The organism is Arthrobacter sp. MPF02 (genome assembly GCF_046605375.1).
GTDB lineage: Bacteria > Actinomycetota > Actinomycetes > Actinomycetales > Micrococcaceae > Arthrobacter.
Window position 1 is genome coordinate 590,327 of sequence record NZ_CP176772.1, and the last position, 19,082, is coordinate 609,408.

19 protein-coding genes and 1 pseudogene are annotated in these 19,082 nt (G+C 68.5%); 15 read left to right on the forward strand and 5 right to left on the reverse strand.

The window, feature by feature from the left end; genetic code table 11:
• Positions 1-190: 190 nt before the first annotated feature.
• The 10 genes from ACLH0K_RS02800 (at position 191) to ACLH0K_RS02845 (ending at position 11,213) form a co-directional block, all read left to right on the forward strand.
• The gene (locus ACLH0K_RS02800) at positions 191-727 is read left to right on the forward strand and encodes a D-glycero-alpha-D-manno-heptose-1,7-bisphosphate 7-phosphatase (RefSeq protein WP_411375356.1); all 537 of its coding nucleotides are present in this window, start codon (positions 191-193) and stop codon (positions 725-727) included.
• Positions 727-1,815 (forward strand): glycosyltransferase family 9 protein, encoded by a 1,089-nt coding sequence (locus ACLH0K_RS02805; protein ID WP_411375357.1) that lies wholly within the window; start codon positions 727-729, stop codon positions 1,813-1,815. Before ACLH0K_RS02800 ends, ACLH0K_RS02805 begins: the two co-directional genes overlap by 1 nt.
• Positions 1,812-2,891: a glycosyltransferase gene (locus ACLH0K_RS02810; protein ID WP_411375358.1), complete on the forward strand. Its 1,080-nt coding sequence runs from the start codon at positions 1,812-1,814 to the stop codon at positions 2,889-2,891. The genes ACLH0K_RS02805 and ACLH0K_RS02810 overlap by 4 nt, the downstream gene beginning before the upstream one ends.
• On the forward strand, positions 2,888-4,141 hold the full coding sequence (locus ACLH0K_RS02815) for a glycosyltransferase (RefSeq protein ID WP_411375359.1): 1,254 nt from the start codon (positions 2,888-2,890) through the stop codon (positions 4,139-4,141). The genes ACLH0K_RS02810 and ACLH0K_RS02815 overlap by 4 nt, the downstream gene beginning before the upstream one ends.
• Positions 4,138-4,887 carry an SIS domain-containing protein gene (locus ACLH0K_RS02820; RefSeq protein WP_411375360.1) on the forward strand — a complete coding sequence of 250 codons (750 nt, stop codon included), beginning with the start codon at positions 4,138-4,140 and terminating at the stop codon, positions 4,885-4,887. Before ACLH0K_RS02815 ends, ACLH0K_RS02820 begins: the two co-directional genes overlap by 4 nt.
• On the forward strand, positions 4,884-6,338 hold the full coding sequence (locus ACLH0K_RS02825; protein ID WP_411375361.1) for a PfkB family carbohydrate kinase: 1,455 nt from the start codon (positions 4,884-4,886) through the stop codon (positions 6,336-6,338). Before ACLH0K_RS02820 ends, ACLH0K_RS02825 begins: the two co-directional genes overlap by 4 nt.
• Positions 6,339-6,388: 50 nt before the next feature.
• Positions 6,389-7,090, forward strand: a complete 702-nt coding sequence (locus tag ACLH0K_RS02830) for an SDR family oxidoreductase (RefSeq protein ID WP_411375362.1) — start codon at positions 6,389-6,391, stop codon at positions 7,088-7,090.
• A 40-nt stretch (positions 7,091-7,130) separates the two neighbouring features.
• Positions 7,131-8,564, forward strand: a complete 1,434-nt coding sequence (locus ACLH0K_RS02835) for an aldehyde dehydrogenase family protein (RefSeq protein WP_411375363.1) — start codon at positions 7,131-7,133, stop codon at positions 8,562-8,564.
• Positions 8,561-10,129: a D-glycero-beta-D-manno-heptose 1-phosphate adenylyltransferase gene (gene rfaE2, locus ACLH0K_RS02840; RefSeq protein ID WP_411375364.1), complete on the forward strand. Its 1,569-nt coding sequence runs from the start codon at positions 8,561-8,563 to the stop codon at positions 10,127-10,129. Before ACLH0K_RS02835 ends, rfaE2 begins: the two co-directional genes overlap by 4 nt.
• 67 nt (positions 10,130-10,196) lie before the next feature.
• Positions 10,197-11,213 carry a spermidine synthase gene (locus ACLH0K_RS02845; RefSeq protein ID WP_411375365.1) on the forward strand — a complete coding sequence of 339 codons (1,017 nt, stop codon included), beginning with the start codon at positions 10,197-10,199 and terminating at the stop codon, positions 11,211-11,213.
• Positions 11,214-11,222: 9 nt separating this feature from the next.
• Here ACLH0K_RS02845 and ACLH0K_RS02850 read toward each other — a convergent pair.
• The 3 genes and pseudogenes from ACLH0K_RS02850 to ACLH0K_RS02860 all read right to left on the reverse strand — a co-directional run.
• Positions 11,223-11,570 (reverse strand): annotated as a pseudogene (locus tag ACLH0K_RS02850) (LysR family transcriptional regulator); the annotation flags it as partial.
• Positions 11,571-11,678: 108 nt separating this feature from the next.
• Positions 11,679-11,942, reverse strand: a complete 264-nt coding sequence (locus ACLH0K_RS02855) for a hypothetical protein (RefSeq protein WP_411375366.1) — start codon at positions 11,940-11,942, stop codon at positions 11,679-11,681.
• 203 nt (positions 11,943-12,145) lie between these two features.
• Complete coding sequence (locus tag ACLH0K_RS02860) at positions 12,146-12,523, reverse strand: winged helix-turn-helix transcriptional regulator (RefSeq protein WP_411375367.1); 378 nt, start codon at positions 12,521-12,523, stop codon at positions 12,146-12,148.
• Between the two features lie 122 nt (positions 12,524-12,645).
• On the opposite strand from ACLH0K_RS02860, the gene ACLH0K_RS02865 reads away from it, so the two are divergent.
• Positions 12,646-13,509: an SDR family oxidoreductase gene (locus ACLH0K_RS02865; RefSeq protein WP_411375368.1), complete on the forward strand. Its 864-nt coding sequence runs from the start codon at positions 12,646-12,648 to the stop codon at positions 13,507-13,509.
• Here ACLH0K_RS02865 and ACLH0K_RS02870 read toward each other — a convergent pair whose 3' ends face one another.
• On the reverse strand, positions 13,510-13,677 hold the full coding sequence (locus tag ACLH0K_RS02870; protein WP_411375369.1) for a hypothetical protein: 168 nt from the start codon (positions 13,675-13,677) through the stop codon (positions 13,510-13,512).
• A 212-nt stretch (positions 13,678-13,889) separates the two neighbouring features.
• Here ACLH0K_RS02870 and ACLH0K_RS02875 point away from each other — a divergent pair, with 212 nt between their 5' ends.
• The 4 genes from ACLH0K_RS02875 (at position 13,890) to ACLH0K_RS02890 (ending at position 18,611) form a co-directional block, all read left to right on the forward strand.
• The gene (locus ACLH0K_RS02875) at positions 13,890-14,726 is read left to right on the forward strand and encodes an IclR family transcriptional regulator (RefSeq protein WP_411375370.1); all 837 of its coding nucleotides are present in this window, start codon (positions 13,890-13,892) and stop codon (positions 14,724-14,726) included.
• Positions 14,727-14,921: 195 nt separating this feature from the next.
• Positions 14,922-16,619, forward strand: coding sequence for a urocanate hydratase (locus tag ACLH0K_RS02880; RefSeq protein ID WP_411375371.1), 1,698 nt, complete (start codon positions 14,922-14,924; stop codon positions 16,617-16,619).
• 3 nt (positions 16,620-16,622) lie between these two features.
• A complete protein-coding gene (hutH, locus tag ACLH0K_RS02885; RefSeq protein ID WP_411375372.1) occupies positions 16,623-18,215 on the forward strand; it encodes a histidine ammonia-lyase in 1,593 nt (530 codons plus the stop codon).
• Between the two features lie 159 nt (positions 18,216-18,374).
• Positions 18,375-18,611, forward strand: a complete 237-nt coding sequence (locus ACLH0K_RS02890; RefSeq protein WP_411375373.1) for a hypothetical protein — start codon at positions 18,375-18,377, stop codon at positions 18,609-18,611.
• Positions 18,612-18,701: 90 nt separating this feature from the next.
• Here the strand turns inward: ACLH0K_RS02890 and ACLH0K_RS02895 are convergent, their stop codons facing one another.
• The gene (locus ACLH0K_RS02895; protein WP_411375374.1) at positions 18,702-18,962 is read right to left on the reverse strand and encodes a hypothetical protein; all 261 of its coding nucleotides are present in this window, start codon (positions 18,960-18,962) and stop codon (positions 18,702-18,704) included.
• Between the last annotated feature and the right edge of the window lie 120 nt (positions 18,963-19,082).

A 19,082-nucleotide genomic window follows, 5' to 3' on the forward strand; every position in this document is an offset into this window, starting at 1 on the left:
CGCTGGAAAGCGCGCACCCCACCTACCCGCATCAAGCCTGAGGAGGGCAGCTTCCGGCCTCCGGAAAGCGGCAGCAGCATCGTGTAACTTCCTATCTTGCCTGTTCAGCGGCTTGGATCTTCCCGGTCCGAAAGCCGAGAAAAGCCTGCGGCCCTGTTTAGGAGAAGCAGGAGGAGGGAACAGGGTGGATATGGGAAGCTCCGAAACCTCCACGTTGCGCGCTGTCCTGTTCGACCGGGACGGGACCCTGGTGGTCGATGTGCCGTACAACGGTGATCCCGCGCTGGTCACGCCGATGCCAGGTGCGAAGGATGTGCTGGACAGCCTCCGGGCCGAAGGCATCGCCACCGGCGTGGTCAGTAACCAGTCAGGCATCGCCCGCGGCCTCATCACCGAAGCGCAGGTGGCGGAAGTGAACGCCAGGGTGGAAGAACTCCTGGGACCGTTTGATGTGTGGGAGGTCTGCCCGCACGCAGAGCAGGACGGCTGCGCCTGCCGCAAGCCTGCGCCAGGCATGGTGCACAGCGCCTGCCGCAAACTGGGGATCCCCGAATCCGAGGCCGCGCTGATTGGTGATATCGGGGCCGATGTCCGGGCCGCGGAAGCTGCGGGGGCAACAGGCGTGCTGGTTCCCACCCCGGTGACGCGGACCGAGGAGGTTGCAGCGGCGCGGCTGGTGGCCCGGGACCTGGCATCCGCCGTCGGACTGCTGCAGGGGATGCCCTGATGGGCCGGGTCCTGGTGGCACGGCTGGACAGCATGGGTGACGTCCTCCTGGCCGGGCCGGCTGTCCGTGCAGTGGCCCACGGCAGGAACCCTGACGGCAGCGGCGCCAACCATGTGGTGATGCTGTGCGGCCGGCAGGGGGAGGCTGCAGCCGGGCTGCTGCCCGGCGTCGGGGAGGTGTACAGCTGGGACAGCCCCTGGATCATGAACCCCGCGCCGAAGATGACCGGCCCGCATGCCGACCGGCTGATCGATTACGTCCGCAACTCCAGGATCACCGAAGCTGTCATCCTGACGTCCTTCCACCAGTCACCGCTGCCGCTGGCGCTGCTGCTCCGGCTGGCCGGGGTGGAGCGGATCGCCGGGGCGTCCACCGACTACGCCGGTTCCCTCCTGGACGTCCGGTTGAAACCGGGCGAGGATTTTCCGGAGGACCAGCCCGAAGCGGAACGGGCGCTGGGCATTGCCGAGGCAGCCGGCTTCCGGCTGCCGGCAGGCGATGACGGCAAGCTCCGCGTGGCCTCCGTGCCGGACGTGCAGGACCTCGTCGGAACCGGGCCTTACATAGTGGTCCATCCGGGTGCTGCCGTCCCCGCCAGGGCCTGGCCGCCGCTGCACCACGCCGCCGCCGTCGAACTCCTGCAGGGTGCCGGGCACCGGGTGGTGGTAACGGGAGGCCCGAATGAAACCTCCCTGACCGCCACGGTTGCCGGTCCGTCCGCACTGGACCTTGGCGGGCGCACAGACCTGCATGCGATGGCCGGCGTTATGGCGGGAGCCCAGGCGGTGGTCTCCGGCAATACCGGCCCCGCCCACCTCGCCGCCGCCGTCGGCACGCCCGTCGCCTGCCTCTTTTCCCCCGTGGTGCCGGCCATCCGTTGGGCACCTTATGGCGTGCCGCTGGAGTTGCTCGGCGACCAGAACGCACCCTGCCGGATGACCCGCGCCCGCGTCTGCCCGGTCCCGGGCCATCCCTGCCTGGCCTCCGTGTCACCCGAGGACGTGGTGGCAGCGGTGGAACGCCTGATCGGCGGAGTGAGCTCCCTCAGCACCCATGTCAGCACCCGTAGAAAGGCCCGCAACAGATGAAAATCCTGCTCTGGCATGTTCACGGTTCCTGGACGGACGCGTTTGTCCGCGGCCGTCATGAGTACCTGCTTCCTGTCCTGCCGGGAGGTGGTGCCTGGGGACTGGGCCGTGCCGGCAGGGACTGGCCGGCGTCCGTGCGGGAGGTTGATGTGGCGGCCCTGGACGCTGACGACGTTGACGCCGTCGTCCTCCAGCGCCCCGAGGAGCTCGCGGAGGTGGCCCGGCTGCTTGGCCGGACCCCGGGCGTCGACCTGCCGGCGGTCTACGTGGAACACAACACCCCCAAGGGGAACTTCCCCTTCACCAGCCACCCGCTGGCGGACCAGCGGAAGATCCCGCTGGTCCATGTCACGCACTTCAACAGGCTTGCCTGGGACAACGGTTCCGCCCCCACCAAGGTCATTGAACACGGCATTCCGGACCCCGGGCAGCTGTATACGGGCGAGCTGGCCGAGCTGGGCGTGGTCATTAACGAACCGGTGCGCCGCGGACGCGTGACCGGGACCGACCTGCTGGCCGAATTCGCCGCCGTGGCACCGCTGCAGGTCTTCGGGATGAAGACGGACGGACTTGCTGCCGCAACCGGTATCGACCCGGCCCGGCTGACTGCGCGCGGGGACCTGAAAACCCTGGAACTGCACCGGGAACTGGCCCGCTGCCGCGTCTATGTGCACCCCATGCGCTGGACCTCCCTGGGCCTGTCCCTGCTCGAAGCCATGCACCTGGGGATGCCGGTGGTGGCCCTGGCCAGCACCGAAGCGCCGCGGGCGGTGCCGCCGGAAGCCGGTGCCGTTTCTGCCGATATGGACGAGCTTGTCCGCTGCGCGCAGCGGCTTGTCGCCAACCCGGAAGAGGCCCGACGGCGGGGCCTCGCCGCCCGCGAGGCCGCGCTGGAGCGCTACAGCCTGGCCACGTTCCAAAACCGTTGGGACGAGCTGCTGGCGGACCTGCCCGGACTGGCCGGGCGATTTATCCAGGAGCACTCCGCCAACGGGCACCCCGGCACGGAGCACTCCGTCAACGGGCACCAGGACGAGCGGATCCTCGTCCCCGCCCGAGAAAGGAAGTTGTCATGAAAATCGCCATGATTTCCGAGCACGCCAGCCCCCTGGCAGCACTGGGCGGAGTGGACGCGGGCGGACAGAATGTCCACGTCGCCGCGCTCTCCGAAGCGCTCGCCAAGCGCGGCCACCACGTCACCGTCTATACCCGCAGGGATGCAATGGAGCTTCCCGAGCGGGTCCGGGTGGGACGCAGGCTCGAGGTGGTCAACGTCGACGCCGGCCCTGCCCGGCACGTTCCCAAAGATGAGCTGCTGCCCTACATGGGCGAGCTGGCCGACGGCGTGGCCAGGGACTGGGGCCAGCGGCCGCCGGACGTGGTGCACGGGCACTTCTGGATGTCCGGGCTCGCCGCGCTGGATGCCGCCAGGCGCCCCGACTCCGGGTACCGCGTCCCGGTCATCCAGACCTTCCACGCACTGGGCACGGTGAAACGGCGGCACCAGGGGGCGGAGGACACGAGCCCCGCCGAACGACGCTGGCTTGAACCGGGCGTGGGCCGCTCAGCGGACCGCATCATCGCCACCTGTTCCGACGAGGTCTTCGAGCTGAAGGCCATGGGCATCGCCACGGGCAAGATCTCCATCGCTCCCTGCGGCGTGGACCTGGGCTTCTTCTCCGCCGACGGACCCGCCCCGGCCCGCAAGCGCCGCTACCGGATCCTGTCCGTTGGCCGGCTGGTGCCGCGCAAGGGCGTGGACCTGGTGATCCGGGCCCTGCCCTACCTGCGCGAGGCGGGTTTCGACGACGTCGAGCTCCTGATCGTGGGCGGCGGCGGGGACTCGGGTGTCCTGCACGCCGACCCCGAGGTGCGGCGCCTGCTGGACCTCGCCGGTGAACTCGGCGTGGCGGAGCAGGTGTCGCTGCAGGGCCAGGTGTCCCGTGCGGAAATGCCGGGAATCTTCCGCAGCGCCGACGCCGTGGTGTGCGCACCGTGGTACGAACCGTTCGGCATCGTCCCGCTGGAAGCCATGGCCTGCGGTGTTCCCGTCGTGGCGGCAGCCGTTGGCGGCTTGCGGGACACGGTAGTGGACCACGCCACCGGCCTCCACGTCCCGCCGCGCGATCCCGAAGCCATCGCGTCGGCACTCGCCCTGCTGCTCGAAAATCCGGTCCTGCGGGCCGAGCTGGGGAAAGCAGGCCAGCGCCGCGCGCGGACCAGGTACTCCTGGGACCGGGTGGCTGCCGAAACCGAGAAGGCCTACCAGGCCGCAATGGCGGAAACCCCCGCCGGCATCGTCCCAATGGAAGGAGCAGCGCTGTGACTGCTGAATGGTCCCTGAGGGAATCCGACCTGCGGGTGCTCGCCACCGCCCCTGCACTGCCCGCCGTGCTGCCAGGAGCTGCGTTCGTGGACCCGGACAGTGCCGAAGCAGTCCGGACGCACCTGGACAACGTGGTGCCGGCGCTTGATTCGTTGCGCAGCCAGTCCGGCCGGCTTGCGGCCTGGGGTGTTGAGCTGGCCCAGCGGCTGCTGCGGGGCCAGCGGCTCCTCGCTGCCGGCAACGGCGGTTCGGCTGCCGAGGCGCAGCACCTCACCGCGGAGCTGGTGGGAAGGTTCGACGGCGAGCGGGTCCCGTTCTCCGCGATTTCCCTGCACGCCGAGTCCTCGGCCGTGACCGCCATCGCCAACGATTACGGCTTCGACGACGTCTTTGCCCGACAGGTGCGGGCGCACGGCCGCTCGGGCGACGTGCTGATGCTGCTGTCGACCAGCGGCAAGAGCCCCAACCTGCTGCGCGCCGCTGAGGCGGCGTCCCGGCTCAATGTCACAACGTGGGCGCTGACCGGCGCGGGGCCCAACCCGCTGTCCGAGGCGTGCGACGAGGCAGTGATGATCGACGCGCTCAACGCCAACGCCCAGGAAGGCCACCTGATCGCCCTGCATGCCGTGTGCCGGGCGTTCGACCTGGAAGTCGCCCGCCGCAGCCCTGCGCCCGTGGCGGCTGCCGGGCAGCCGAAAGCAGGCCTGCCCCAGGCCGGTCTGCTAAACGGAGGTGGCCGGGCATGAGGATTGTCGTGGTTGGTGATGTCATGCTGGACGTTGACCTCTCGGGCGAGGCCACCCGCCTTAGCCCCGACGCCCCGGTGCCGGTGGTGGACGTCTCGGGCGTCCGCCGCCGGGCCGGGGGTGCCGGCCTCGTGGCCAGGATGCTGGCCGAGGAAGGCTGGCCCGTCACCCTGGTGACAGTTCTGGGCGACGACGACGCCGGGCGGCAGCTCCAGGACCACCTCGCCGGGGTGCGCCTGGTGGCAGGGCCCAGCGGCTACCCCTCGCCGGTGAAGACACGGGTCCGGGCGGGATCGCACGCAGTGGTCCGCTTCGACCAGGGCTGCGAAAAGACACCCGTTCCCGAGGTCAGTCCCGCCATGCTCCAGGCGGTGGAAGAGGCGGGCGTCATCATCGTGGCCGACTACGGCAGGGGAGTGGCGGCCAACCCCCCGCTCCGGGAACTCCTGTCCCGGCTGGCGGGCCAGGTGCCCATCATCTGGGACCCCCACCCCGCCGGCCCGGAGCCGGTGCCGGGCGTCGCCGTCGTCACCCCCAATCTGTCCGAAGCCGTCAAGGCCGCCCAGGCCCTGGCTCACGAGGCGCCGCAGGGCGGCAGCGGGGACCAGGACCAGGCCGCGGAGGCTGGCCGGATCCTGCTGGAGCACTGGGGAAGCCAGTCCGTGCTGGTCACCAAGGGCGAACAGGGCGCTGTCCTGCTGAGGAACGGCAACCCGGTCCCGCACCCGGTCCCCGCGCCCCGTGTGGAAGCGGGCGATCCCTGTGGAGCCGGCGACCGGCTGGCAGCCGGACTGGCAGTACACCTTTTGGCCGGCAGGCACCTCGAGGAAGCTGCTGCGCTGGCGGTCCACGACGCAGCCGACTTCCTCGCCGCAGGCGGTGTGTCCGCACTGCCTGACCGGGCGACAGGGACTGCGGACCAGGAATCCTCCACCACCTCCCTGAACGAATCCAGGCTGCGCCTGGCAGCGGAACGCCCTTCCGCCGGGCGTCGTTCCACAGAGCCGCTGTTGCTGGCCCGGACGGTCCGGAAGAGCGGCGGCACGGTGGTGGCCACCGGCGGCTGCTTCGACCTGCTGCACGCCGGGCACGTCCGGTCCCTCTCCGCTGCACGGGAACTGGGTGACTGCCTGATCGTCTGCCTGAACTCCGACGACTCCGTCCGGCGGCTCAAGGGACCGGAGCGCCCCATTATCGGCCAGCACGACAGGGCCGAACTGCTGCTCGCGATGGAATGCGTGGACGCGGTGCTGGTCTTCGACGAAGACACCCCCGAAGCCGCCCTCGAACGCCTGCGCCCGGACATCTGGGTCAAGGGCGGCGACTACAAGGGCGCCCGGCTTCCAGAGGCAGACCTGGTGGAAAGCTGGGGCGGCCGCTGCCTCACCGTCCCCTACCACCCGGCACGCTCCACCACCGGACTGGCGGATGCGCTCGCCAAAGTGAGCTGACCGGCGCACTTGAGCTTCACACGTTGTATTTCCCCTCTGAAAGGAACACCATGACTGCAGAGTCCACTTTCCCCGGCCGCGTCCTGATCACCGGAGGTGCCTCCGGACTGGGCGCCGCCGTCGTCGACGCCGTGCTCAAGGCCGGCGGCACCCCGGTGGTGCTGGACCGCGATATCAGCAACGTCTCCGGCGTGAAGGCCTTTGAAGTGGATGTCGCGGACCGGCCTGCCGTGGAGGCAGCGGTCCGCGAAGCCGCGGAAACCGTGGGCGGCCTTGACGCCGTGGTTACCGCCGCCGGCATTGACCGCTGCGGCAAGCTGGCCGACGTCGAAGCCACCGAATGGGAGAAGGTCATCGGCGTGAACCTGATGGGCACGGTCTCGGTGGTCCGCGCCGCACTGCCTTACCTCAAGTCCACCCACGGCCGCGTGATCACGGTTGCATCCACCCTCGGCAAGCGTGCCGTCTCCGATGCCACCGCCTACTGCGCCTCCAAGTTTGGGGTGGTTGGCTTCAGCCATGCGCTCGCCGCGGAGACCGGCGGGGAAATCGGCGTCACCACCATGATCCCGGGCGGCATGAAGACCCACTTCTTCGACGACCGCACCGAGCAGTACAAGCCGCAGGACGATTCGCGCCTCAACGATCCCGAAAACGTGGCCCAGGCCATCCTGTTCGCCTTGTCCCAGCCCAAGGGCTGTGAAGTCCGCGAAATGCTGATTTGCCACGAGGAAGAAGGATCCTGGCCCTAAACCCGCAAACGGCCCAGCACAAACCGACGGGAGGACAATCATGCCCACAACAGCCACCGAAACCACTACCGGCCGGGAAACCGCCAACAGTTCCGGTATTACCATCCGGGACCCGCGCACGGGGGAGGTCCTGTGGACCGTGCCTGAAGCCGGTCCCGGCGCCGTAAACCAAGCCGTGGAAGTGGCCCGAAGCGCCGCAGGCGAATGGGCAGCCACCGCTCCTGCGGATCGGGGCGCCGCGCTCCGTGCCGCCGCCAAGGCACTGGACGCTGCGGCCCGGGAGCTGGCCGGACTCAATGCCAGTGAAACCGGCCGCCCGGTGGAGGAAGCCCTGGCCGGCATCGCGGCGGGCGTGTCCACGCTGGAACAGTACGCCGAACTGGGCCCGGTGCACCGCGGCCACAGCCTCCGCGGCAACCGGCTCGCCTCGGACTACACCGTTGCTGAACCGCGCGGCGTGGCCGTCCTCCTGACCCCCTGGAATGATCCCGTTGCCGTGGCCTGCGGCTTGATCGGCGCAGCACTGGTCACCGGCAACGCCGTCATCCACAAGCCCAGCGAGCGCTGCCCGCGGCTGGGCGAGGCGCTTGGCGAGGTCCTGGCTCCGGCCTTCCCGCCCGGCGTTTTCCTTACGGTGTCCGGCGGAGCGAAGGTAGGGGAGCTCCTCACGCAGGCAAAGGTGAACGTGCTGGCCCACGTTGGCTCCAGCGCGTCCGGTGCCCGCATCGCGCAGGCGGGAGCGCTGACCGGAGCGCACGTGCTCCGGGAGAACGGCGGCAACGACCCCCTGCTGGTGGACAGCGATGTGGACCCGGTCTGGGCTGCCGGGCAGGCCGCCATCGGCGCGTTCAGCAACAGCGGCCAGATCTGCACGGCCGTGGAACGGATCTACGTCCACGAGGCCATCGCCGCGGAGTTCTGCTCGGCCCTGGAAGCCGAAGCAGCGCTGCGGAACAGCAACGGCACGGTGGCGCCGCTGGTGGACCTGCGCATGCGGGACGAGGTGCATGCCCAGGTTGCAGCGGCCCTGGAGCAGGGCGCGCGGGCGGTGGAAGGCGGCGCCCTGCCGGACGGACCCGGCTCGTTCTACCCCGCCACGGTGCTGCTCGGCTGTACCGACGACATGCAGGTCATGACGGAGGAAACCTTCGGCCCGGTGGCCCCGGTGCAGGTGGTCAAGACGTTCGACGACGGCCTGCTCCTTGCATGCAGCGGCAAGTACGGCCTCGCCGCCACAGTCCTGAGCGGCAATATCGCGCACATCCAGCAGGCAGTGTCATCCCTCCCGGTAGGAACGGTCAAGGTCAATGAAGTGTTTGGCGGCGCCCCGGGCGGCGCGGCCCAGCCACGCGGCGAGAGCGGGCACGGGTTTGGCTACGGCCCGGAGCTGCTGGACGAATTCACCCAGGTGAAGGTGGTCCACATCGCTGCGCCACCCGCTTTTAACGGCAAGCAGGACGAGGACCGGCCATGACCCCGGCCCCGGAATCCCTGCCTGCCAACCTGGAGGGCGCCGGACCGTCAGCCGTGGACCTCTCCACCCAGCGGGCGCTGGCAGAGTGGCTGCCCGGGCGCCTCGCAGCCGAGGAACCGCGGATCCTCGTCATCGGCGACGTAATGCTGGACGGCTGGTGGAGCGGCAGCATCGAGCGGCTGTGCCGGGAGGCGCCGGCGCCGGTGGTCGACCTGCAGGAGCGCGAGTCCGCCCCCGGCGGGGCGGCCAACACCGCCATGAACCTGGCCGCCCTGGGCGCCAGGGTCGCCGTGGCCGGCATCATCGGGACCGACGACGCCGGCGTGGACCTGCGAAACCAGCTCGTGGCGGCAGGCATCGACGTCCGGCACCTGCACCTGCACCCGGACATGGTGACCACCACCAAGATCAGGATCAGCAGCGGCGGCCAGGTGATGCTGCGCCTCGACGACTCGGCCAGGACGGTGCCGGCCGACGCCCTGGCCGCGCTGGCCGCCTCGGTGCGCACCGCCGTCGAACGCCAGGACGCCGTGCTGGTGTGCGACTACGGCAACGGTGTCCTTGCCGGCCCCGTGCACGACGGGCTGGCGGAGGCCCTGGGCGCCAAGGATCCTGCAGCGCGGCGGCCGCTGGTGGTGGTCGATTCCCACGATCCCCGCCCCTGGGCCCAGCTCCAGCCGGACCTGGTGACCCCCAATGCGCAGGAAACGGCGCGGCTGCTGGACCGGCGGCTGCCCGACGGCCAGGACCGGGTGGACGCCGTGGGCGGGCACGCCGACGCGCTGCTCGAGGCCACCGGTGCCCGGGCCGTGGTGGTCACGCTGGACCGGGACGGTACAGTACTGCTGACTCCCGACGGCGTCCGGCACCGGACATGGGCACGGCCGGCAGCGGAAAAGCAGGCATCCGGCGCGGGCGACACGTTCGTTGCTGCCCTCACGCTGGCCCGCTCGGCAGGCCTGCCGCTCACCGCAAGCCTGGACCTGGCGCAGTCGGCCGCGGACGTGGTGGTGCACCAGCCGGGCACGTCGGTCTGCAGCACAGAACAGCTCAGCCGCTACCTGAAGGCCTTCGCGGACACGGCACTGGACGCGGACGAACTGCAGCGCCAGATCGAGGTTCACCGTGCCCAGGGCCAGCGCATCGTGCTGACCAACGGCTGTTTCGACGTGCTGCACAGCGGCCACACCCGCTACCTGAACCAGGCAAAGCAGCTCGGCGACATCCTGGTGGTGGCGCTCAACAGCGATGCGTCCGTCCGCCGGCTTAAGGGTGCGGGCCGGCCGATCAACGCCGTGGGCGACCGCGCTGCGGTCGTGGCCGCGCTCAGCTGCGTCGACTACGTGACGGTCTTCGATACCCCCACCGCCGAACCGATCATCCGGCAGCTCCGCCCGGAGGTCTACGCCAAGGGCGGGGACTACACGCCCGAGATGCTGGCCGAGACGCCCGCGGTGGAGGAGTACGGCGGACGGGTGGCCATCCTGGATTATGTGGCCGAACGCTCCACCACGGCCGTCGTCAAGCGGATCAGGGAAGGTGAGGGGGCAGCGACGGCCAGCTAAGGCCTTTGCCGCGGGTGGCCTTGCCGGTCGTCTAGGGTTGAACCATGACTGAGGCGCGGCACGGGTAATGGCGAAACGCGGAAGGTCAGGGGGCCGGGGTGCCCGTCCGACGGCGGACGCTGCGGAAGTGCCGAAGGGGACCAAAGCCAACGGGCCGGTGGAGGGCGTCTACTACATCGATACCGGTGACTGCGAACTGATCGCGGACCAGGACAACTCCACCGGCTGGCTCCTGAAGATCAACGGCGTAATGAGCTCGCACATCGACCTCGCCGATCCGCTGTTCCTCGACTTCGAGTACATGCGGTGGATGGCGGCGCTGATCGAGTCGCGCTGGCCGCCGTCGTCCGCTCCGGGGAGCGGCCCGCACAGGCTGCGGGGCCTGCACCTGGGCGGGGGCGCCTGCTCCATGGCGCGCTACTTCGCCGCCGTATACCCGGATGCCCGGCAGGTTGTGGTGGAGCTCGACGGGAAGCTGGCGGAGTACGTCCGCGGCTGGTTCGACCTTCCCAAGGCCCCGTTGCTGCGCATCCGCGTAGGTGAAGCGCGCGCGGTCACCGAGACCCTCACCCCGGACACCCGAAACTTCATCATCCGGGACGTCTTTGCCGGCGCCCTGACCCCGCACGCCCTGACCACCGCGGAGTTCAACCGGCACGTCCGGCGGGTCCTTGCCCCGGGCGGCTTGTATGTGGTGAACTCCGGGGATTCCCCGGACCTGAAGAGCGCCCGGGAGGACGCCGCCACCATCGCGGCATCCTTCGAACACACCGTCATCATCGCCGACCCCGCCATGCTGAAAGGCCGGCGCTACGGCAACATGGTGATGGCCGGCAGCGACGTGCCGTTCGGGGATGACCCGCAACTGGCCCGGCGGCTCCTCGGCGGAGCGGTGCCGGCCCATATCTGGAACGACGCCCAGGTCCGCGCCTTCGCCAAAGGATCACCCGTGCGCCACGACCCTCCCCGCCCGCACCCTAACCTCGCAAGTCCACCCCGGCTCCCTGCCCTCGCAAGCTCGGGCCGGGGCCCTCGCCGGGACGGCTCCACGGCCAGGGAACCCGGCGGGCGTGGTCCCACATAGTTACCGTTTTCAGCGCCCCGGCAGGGCGTCCCGGTGCTCGACCATCCGGAGGACCATCCAGTAGGGGAGCAGCTCCGCGATCCGGCCGGGCAGCAGCCGGACCAGGTCATCGTGCAGGTCACCCCTGAAGCAGGGCAGGAACCCGATTTCGGCACCCGCTTGCGCGGCCTCCACATGGACAAAGACGTTGGTGGATGTCAGCCCGTCCCGCATGGCCGGAACCAGCCGGCGCGGCGCGTCCAGGTCACCACCTGCAGCATCGAGTCCACGAAGTACACCAGCGGGTGCTCATTGAGTTCTTCCACGGTGGCTGGCGCCCCCGTGCTCGGCAAGGTAGGCACGGGAGGCGTACATCCCGCTGGTGGAAAAGCAGCTCGCCGGCCAGGCGTCAGATCGGGCGGGCATGGTGACCGGCGCCAGCTACACGATGGACGGCGGGTGGTCGGCAAGGTAACCCGCCGTCCCCTAATCGTGGGGCTTAACCATCCGGTGGTCGTAGAAGAAAACGCCGTGGGCGGTGTGGATGCCCACGGACGTTCCCCGGTGCGAGACGACGATGCCCTCACGCCTGCCGTTGAAGGGGTCGTCGCCCACCACTGCCTCCCCGGCACGGTAAGGGGAGCGCGGACGCAAACCGTTCTTCACCTTGCCCCATGTCCTGGCCACGGCAGCGCCAAGGCTGATGGGGCGTCCCAGGGTGGATAAGTCCTCCAGCTCGTTCCTCACCATACGTACCAACTCCTTGGGCGGCGGCCGCCGCTAGCGGTGCTGATGGCCTGAACGCTCCCAGCAGAGGATGGTCCTCCTATTCCGGCCGGCACCTTACGCCCAAGCTATGCGCTATTCACATCAGTCACACCAGTAACAGATACTCATGTTTTGGGCAGGCAGTACTTGGGGCGCTCAACACGCTGCGTACGCGCGTTACCGTGTCACGGTTTGCCGTTGATGATTTCCTCGGCATTATCGAATGCCCACCCAACCAGCGGGACCAGGAGTTCAGCCAGCTCATAGCCCTTCTCCGTGAGGCTGTAGTCCACCCGCGGCGGAATGACCGGCTGCGCGCGCCTGCTCACCAGGCCGTCACGTTCGAGCGTCTTCAATGTTTGGGCCAGCATTTTTTCGCTGATGCCGTCCGCCCGCCGGCGTAATTCACTCCAGCGCTGTTCGCCCTCGGACAGTGCGACAAGGATCAGCACACCCCATTTGCTGGTGATGTGGTCCAGCAGCGTCCGGCTGGGGCAGCCGGCCGGGAACACGCCGTCGGCAAAGCTTCCGGGCAGCGGAGACGGATGCGTTACTGCTTCCATGCCATCCAGCTTACCGCGAGGGTAGTACCTTACTTGAAAGTGCGTACTCTCCCTTGGGAAGTATTGGGGAAGGAGGGCAGTTATGCCCTTCGGAAGCCTTCCCCCTACCGAAAGGAACAATCGTGAGCATCGTTGTAACAGGAGCCACCGGACAGCTGGGTCGCCACGTCGTCGAGGCGCTGCTGGAGCGCGGCGTGCCTGCCGCCGGGGTCGTGGCCGCCGGACGGTCCATCGACAAACTGGCCGACTTCGCCGAACAGGGCGTGACCGTCCGCGCTATCGACTACTCAGATGCAGCCTCCGTCGCAGCAGCCCTGCGCGGCGCCCGCCGGGTGCTGCTCATCTCAGGCAGCGAGATGGGGCAGCGGGTGGAGCAGCACCGCACCGTCATTGAAGCAGCGAAAGCCGAGGGCGTGGAGCTGCTGGCCTACACCAGCATCGCCAACGCGGACACCACGGGCATGAAGCTGGCGGCCGAACACAAGGCCACCGAAGCCATCCTGCGCGGATCGGGCGTCCCGTTCGTCCTGCTCCGCAACGGCTGGTACCTGGAGAATTACACCGAGCAGCTTCCGGGCACGCTGGCGCAGGGCGCCATTGCCGGCAGCGCGGGTGACGGCAAGGTCAGCGGCGCCGCCCGGGTGGACTACGCACACGCGGCCGCGGCCGTGCTCGTGGCCGACGGGCAGGCGGGCAAGGTCTACGAGCTGGGCGGCGACGAAGCATTCACCATGGCGGAGCTCGCTGCCGAGATCAGCGCCGCCACCGGCAAGGACATCGCCTACAACAACCTGCCCGCGGCGGATTATGCGGGCCTGCTCACGGCGGTAGGCGTTCCGGAAGCCTTCGCCGGGATCCTGGCGGACTCCGATTGCGGCATCGCCCGCGGAGACCTCCTTGTCAGTACGGCCGACCTCCAGCGGCTGATTGGGCGTACGACGACGTCCCTCGCCGAGGTGGTCCGGTCCGCCGCCGCTTCGGCATAGTCACGCCCGGCGACGGCAGTGCCCGGCCCCGGGTTGGAGGGCCGGGCACCTGCTGCTATTCCAGCCGAAGGCGAGCGACCTGCCGATCACGAACAGCACGCTGGGCCCGGGAACGGCGATGAGCACCACGGAGGCGAGCGGCGCCACAACGTTGGAGAGCGGCACCATGTCTGATGTTAACTCCGGCAAGCCGGAACCGGCACGTCGCGGGATTTCGGTGTCCCGACCCTTGGTGGGCCGGCATGACGACGGCGCACCCCCGGCACATCAAACTTCCGCTAATGTCTGATATCCCGGACATTGCGTCTTAGATGCGGAACCTGGATGCGCCTCGACCGGGGCAATCTTGAGTACGGGATACCGGACAGGGCCGGTTGAGGATGGAAGGAGCTGACATGGTGGTGGCGGAAGCGCAGCCCGAGGCCGCGCGCGGGGGCCGGGCGGGCTCCAAAGTGCCTGCCGCGGAGAACACGCTGCGGATCCTCAAGCTGCTGGCCTCGCGGCGGGGTCCGATGGCTGCCTCGCAGATCGCCTCAACGCTGGGCTTGCCGAGGTCCAGTGTCTACCATCTCCTAGGCGTCATGGAGGCCAACGGATTCGTCCTGCACCTGCACGAGGAACAACGCTACGGGCTGGGCATCAGCGCCTTTGAGCTCAGTTCGGCCTACTCCCGGCAGGAGCCGCTCTCGCGCCTGGGCAGGCCGCTGCTCGCCTCGCTTGTGGACGCCCTTGGGGAGAGCGCCCACCTCGCCGTCCTGCACGGCCGGGACGTGCTGTACATCGTGGAGGAGCGGGCCAAGAACCGTCCGTCCCTGGTGACCGATGTCGGCGTTCGTCTTCCCAGCCACCTCACGGCGAGCGGGCGGGCCATCCTTGCCGCACTTCCCAAATCCCAGGTCCGCGCTCTGTACCCCAACGCTGCCGCCTTCACGGCGCGGCACGAGGTGGAGGGCGCCATCATGAGGTACTCGGCGCTGTCCTCGCACCTGGACCAAGTGCGGCAGCGCGGTTACGCCACCGAGCATGGCGAGGTGACCCCGGGCTTCGGTTCCATCGCAGCCGCCGTGACGGACCATGTAGGGTGGCCGACGGCCGCCGTCGCCGTCACCTTCCTGGAAGACAAACTGCAGCCTGCGGAATGGCCGGTGCTCGCCGCCCGGGTCCAGAAAGTCGCCGACGAGTTATCTGTCCGGCTTCACGGGCGCCCCGCAAAATAGCTTCCACTTGCGCTATCACTTTTGGTCCCTAAAAACCCCTTTTAGGGACCAAAAGTGATAGCGCAACAAAAGGGCTACCACGTCTGGGATACCGGACAGCGCCCCTTCCAAACCCCTGTTTGGCCCTCCGGCAAGGGGCTTTAGTTGATACAGACGTTATTCGCCAGCACAGACACACGATGAAAAGGAGCCACCATGGCACCCGCCGATTTCACCACCGGTGCCCGCCCGGTCAAAGCAGCCCGCGGCACGAAGCTCACCGCCAGGTCCTGGCAAACCGAAGCCCCGCTGCGCATGCTGATGAACAACCTGGACCCTGAGGTTGCCGAACGCCCGGACGATCTTGTGGTCTACGGCGGCACCGGCCGCGCCGTCCGCTCCTGGGCCGCGTTCGACGCCATCACCCGCACCCTGGAAACCATGGAAAAGGACGAAACCCTCCTGGTCCAGTCCGGCAAGCCCGTGGGCGTCTTCCGCACCAACGAATGGGCACCGCGCGTGCTGCTGGCCAATTCCAACCTGGTGGGCGACTGGGCAACGTGGCCCGAGTTCCGCCGGCTCGAGGCCGAAGGCCTGATGATGTACGGCCAGATGACGGCCGGCTCCTGGATCTACATTGGCACCCAGGGCATCCTGCAGGGCACCTTCGAAACCTTCGCAGCCATCGCCCGCAAGCTCACCGGTGACGGGAACGGCACCCTCGCCGGCACCCTGACCCTCACCGGCGGCTGCGGCGGCATGGGCGGCGCGCAGCCGCTCGCCGTCACCCTGAACGAAGGCGCCTGCCTGATTGTCGACGTCGACGAGACCCGCCTGCGCCGCCGTGCCGGCAAGCGCTACCTGGACGAAGTGGAAACCGACCTCGACGCCGCGATCGCCAAGGTGCTCAAGGCCAAGGAGGAGCGCCGCGGCTGGTCCGTGGGCTACGTGGGCAACGCCGCCGAGGTCTTCCCGGAAATCCTGCGCCGCCACAAGGCAGGCGAACTCACCGTGGACATCGTCACGGACCAGACTTCCGCCCACGACCCCCTCTCCTACCTCCCCGAGGGCATCTCCGTGGACGAATGGCACCGGGAAGCCGAGGCCGACCCGGAAGGCTTCACCAAGAAGGCCCAGGCCTCGATGGCACGGCACGTGCAGGCCATGGTGGAATTCCAGGACGTCGGCGCCGAGGTGTTTGACTACGGCAACTCCATCCGCGACGAGGCCCGCAAGGGCGGCTACGAACGCGCCTTCGAATTCCCCGGCTTCGTCCCCGCCTACATCCGGCCCCTCTTCTGCGAGGGCCTCGGCCCGTTCCGCTGGGTGGCCCTCTCCGGCGATCCCGAAGACATCCGTGTCACCGACGAAGCCATCAAGGAACTCTTCCCGGACAACCAGCACCTGCACCGCTGGATCGACGCCGCCGGAGAACGGGTCGAATTCGAGGGCCTGCCCGCACGCATCTGCTGGCTGGGTTACGGCGAACGCCACAAGGCCGGCCTGCTGTTCAACCAGCTCGTCAAGGAAGGAAAGGTCAAGGCGCCCATCGTGATCGGCCGCGACCACCTCGACTCCGGCTCGGTCGCCTCGCCCTACCGTGAAACCGAAGCCATGGCTGACGGCTCCGACGCGATCGCCGACTGGCCGCTGCTGAACGCCCTGCTCAACACCGCCTCCGGCGCCACCTGGGTCTCGCTGCACCACGGCGGCGGCGTCGGCATCGGCCGCTCCATCCACGCCGGCCAGGTCTCCGTCGCCGACGGCACCGACCTCGCCGCGCAGAAGCTCGAGCGCCTCCTCACCAACGACCCCGGCATGGGCGTCATCCGCCACGCCGACGCCGGCTACGACCGTGCCCTCGACGTCGCGAAGGAACGCGGCGTCCGCATCCCGATGAACGAGAGCAAGTAGACAATGACCACGATCACCCATGAACCACTGACCGTCACCCTCGGGACCTGCGGCGTCACGCCGGAGGATGTGCTCGCGGTCGCGCGCCACAACGTCAAGGTGGCCATCGCTCCGGAAGCGCTCGAAACCGTTGCCAAAGTCCGCGCGCACATCGACAGCCTCGCCTCCAGCGACACCCCCGCCTACGGCATCTCCACCGGCTTCGGGGCGCTGGCAAACCGGCACATACCCAACGACCTTCGCACGCAGCTGCAAAAGTCGCTGATCCGCAGCCACGCCGCAGGCATGGGTCCCGCCGTGGAGCGGGAAGTGGTGCGCGGCATCATGTTCCTGCGGGCCAAGACCCTCGCCACGGGCCGCACCGGTGTCCGGCCCGTGGTCCTGCAGACCATAGTCGACGTCCTCAACGCCGGCATCACCCCCGTGGTGCGTGAATTCGGATCGCTGGGCTGCTCCGGCGACCTCGCCCCGCTCTCGCACTGCGCCCTGGTCCTGATGGGCGAAGGCGAAGCGGAAGGGCCCGACGGCGTCCGTTACGGCGGGAGCGGAGAACCGCCTGTTGCCGAGCTGCTTGCCGAACACGGCATCGCGCCCGTTGTCCTCGCCGAAAAAGAAGGGCTTGCGCTGGTCAACGGCACCGAGGGCATGCTGGGCATGCTCCTGATGGCCATCGCGGACCTCCGCAAGCTGTTGACGACGGCGGACATCACCGCCGCGCTCAGCGTCGAGGCCCTGCTGGGTACTGACCAGGTTTTCCTGCCCGAACTCCATGCAGCGCTCCGTCCCCACCCCGGACAGGCAGCCAGTGCGGAGAACATGCTGCGCGTACTGTCTGGTTCGCCGATCGTGGCGTCCCACAAAGTGGGGGACAACCGGGTGCAGGACGCCTACTCGCTGCGCTGCGCCCCACAGGTGGCCGGTGCCGCCCGCGACACCCTGGACCACGCCGGGATGGTGGCCACCCGCGAGCTGGCGGCCGCCATCGACAATCCCGTAGTCCTGCCGGACGGCCGCGTCAGCTCCAACGGAAACTTTCACGGCGCCCCGGTGGCGTACGTCCTGGATTTCCTGGCCATTGCCGTCGCGGACCTGTCCTCCATTGCCGAACGGCGGACCGACCGGATGCTGGATCCGGCCCGGTCCCATGGCCTGCCCGCTTTCCTGGCAGCCGACCCCGGCGTGGATTCCGGGCTCATGATCGCCCAGTACACACAGGCCGGGCTGGTGTCGGAGAACAAGCGGCTGGCCGTGCCGGCTTCCGTGGATTCCATCCCCAGCTCAGCCATGCAGGAGGACCACGTGTCCATGGGCTGGCATGCGGCCCGGAAACTTCGGAAGGCTGTTGACAACCTCCGCCGCGTCCTGGCCATTGAACTGGTGACAGCCGCACGGGCGCTGGACATCAGGACCCAGCTCTCGGGCGGCGTCCTGACGCCCGGGCCGGCGGGCGCCGCCGTCGTGGCTGCCCTCCGGGACATCGTCGGCGGGCCGGGTGCGGACCGCTTCCTTTCGCCGGAACTCGAAGCGGCCGACCGGCTGGTTGCGTCAGGTGAGGTGCTCCGGGCAACGGAATCTGCCGTAGGAACCCTCGCCTGATTCCGAAAAATATTCGGTGTACGGGCGGGCTGTGTCCGAGGAATGGAATTTCCGGCGGCATCGCCCGCCCGGGGCCGGAGAGTGTAGTAGAACTGAAGTTGTAGTGAAAGTCACATCAAAGAGGCTGTGGCGCAGAACGTATAAGGGGTAGAAGTTCACATGAAAGCACGTGGGGCAGTCCTGTCGAGGCGCAATGCCCATTCAGCCACGGTGTCCGACTGGAAGACCCTCCAGGTCGGCGACCATGTCGAAATCATCAAGCATGCGCATGTTGTAGCCGCCGGGGAGGTGGAAGAAGTTTCCCAGAGCGGCAACGTTCTTTGGCTTGTTCCGGCCGGTCCGGCAGAGAAGCAGCTCTTCCTGAAGTCTGACGGCGTGCAGGTACGGCGCGGCTAGCACCCCCCCCCGACTTAAGCGCCGAATCCCCGTCCTGCCGAGAGGCAGGGCGGGGATTCGTGGTCTAGCCTGCCGGACGCCGGCGGCGGATCAGGCGGCAAAGGCCTCGTAGGTTTCGCCGAACGGAACTGATTCATCCAGGGCCACGGTGTAGCGTCCCGGCTTGAGCCGGGTCACCAGGATGCCGCAGGATGCTTCTTTGCTGGCGACCTCGATCAGCTCGGCAACCGCCTCTTCCAGCCCGGCGTTGACGTCGCTGCCGCTGGTGAATTCCAGGTCGATGGACCGGATTACCGGTTCTTCCGGGAACTCCGCTGGCGCTGCGAAGCGTTCCAGAGTGGCTGTAGTCATGTGCTGAACTTTCTGTGTTTCATGCCAATGGGCCGAACCAGTCTACCCGCTGGCGGGAAAGATGTCAGATAACTGATGTTCCCTACCCCATACGGGAATGATTCAAACAGCCGATACCGC

Bases quoted from the DNA above. Each gene is read 5' to 3' on its own strand.
- rfaE2 (WP_411375364.1), top strand. From the start codon at position 8,561: ATGACCCCGGCCCCGGAATCCCTGCCTGCCAACCTGGAGGGCGCCGGA.
- ACLH0K_RS02805 (WP_411375357.1), top strand. From the start codon at position 727: ATGGGCCGGGTCCTGGTGGCACGGCTGGACAGCATGGGTGACGTCCTC.
- ACLH0K_RS02810 (WP_411375358.1), top strand. From the start codon at position 1,812: ATGAAAATCCTGCTCTGGCATGTTCACGGTTCCTGGACGGACGCGTTT.
- hutH (WP_411375372.1), top strand. From the start codon at position 16,623: ATGACCACGATCACCCATGAACCACTGACCGTCACCCTCGGGACCTGC.
- ACLH0K_RS02880 (WP_411375371.1), top strand. From the start codon at position 14,922: ATGGCACCCGCCGATTTCACCACCGGTGCCCGCCCGGTCAAAGCAGCC.
- ACLH0K_RS02855 (WP_411375366.1), bottom strand. From the start codon at position 11,942: ATGGTGAGGAACGAGCTGGAGGACTTATCCACCCTGGGACGCCCCATC.
- ACLH0K_RS02825 (WP_411375361.1), top strand. From the start codon at position 4,884: ATGAGGATTGTCGTGGTTGGTGATGTCATGCTGGACGTTGACCTCTCG.
- ACLH0K_RS02835 (WP_411375363.1), top strand. From the start codon at position 7,131: ATGCCCACAACAGCCACCGAAACCACTACCGGCCGGGAAACCGCCAAC.
- ACLH0K_RS02800 (WP_411375356.1), top strand. From the start codon at position 191: ATGGGAAGCTCCGAAACCTCCACGTTGCGCGCTGTCCTGTTCGACCGG.
- ACLH0K_RS02895 (WP_411375374.1), bottom strand. From the start codon at position 18,962: ATGACTACAGCCACTCTGGAACGCTTCGCAGCGCCAGCGGAGTTCCCG.
- ACLH0K_RS02845 (WP_411375365.1), top strand. From the start codon at position 10,197: ATGGCGAAACGCGGAAGGTCAGGGGGCCGGGGTGCCCGTCCGACGGCG.
- ACLH0K_RS02870 (WP_411375369.1), bottom strand. From the start codon at position 13,677: ATGGTGCCGCTCTCCAACGTTGTGGCGCCGCTCGCCTCCGTGGTGCTC.
- ACLH0K_RS02875 (WP_411375370.1), top strand. From the start codon at position 13,890: ATGGAAGGAGCTGACATGGTGGTGGCGGAAGCGCAGCCCGAGGCCGCG.
- ACLH0K_RS02890 (WP_411375373.1), top strand. From the start codon at position 18,375: ATGAAAGCACGTGGGGCAGTCCTGTCGAGGCGCAATGCCCATTCAGCC.
- ACLH0K_RS02815 (WP_411375359.1), top strand. From the start codon at position 2,888: ATGAAAATCGCCATGATTTCCGAGCACGCCAGCCCCCTGGCAGCACTG.
- ACLH0K_RS02830 (WP_411375362.1), top strand. From the start codon at position 6,389: ATGACTGCAGAGTCCACTTTCCCCGGCCGCGTCCTGATCACCGGAGGT.
- ACLH0K_RS02860 (WP_411375367.1), bottom strand. From the start codon at position 12,523: ATGGAAGCAGTAACGCATCCGTCTCCGCTGCCCGGAAGCTTTGCCGAC.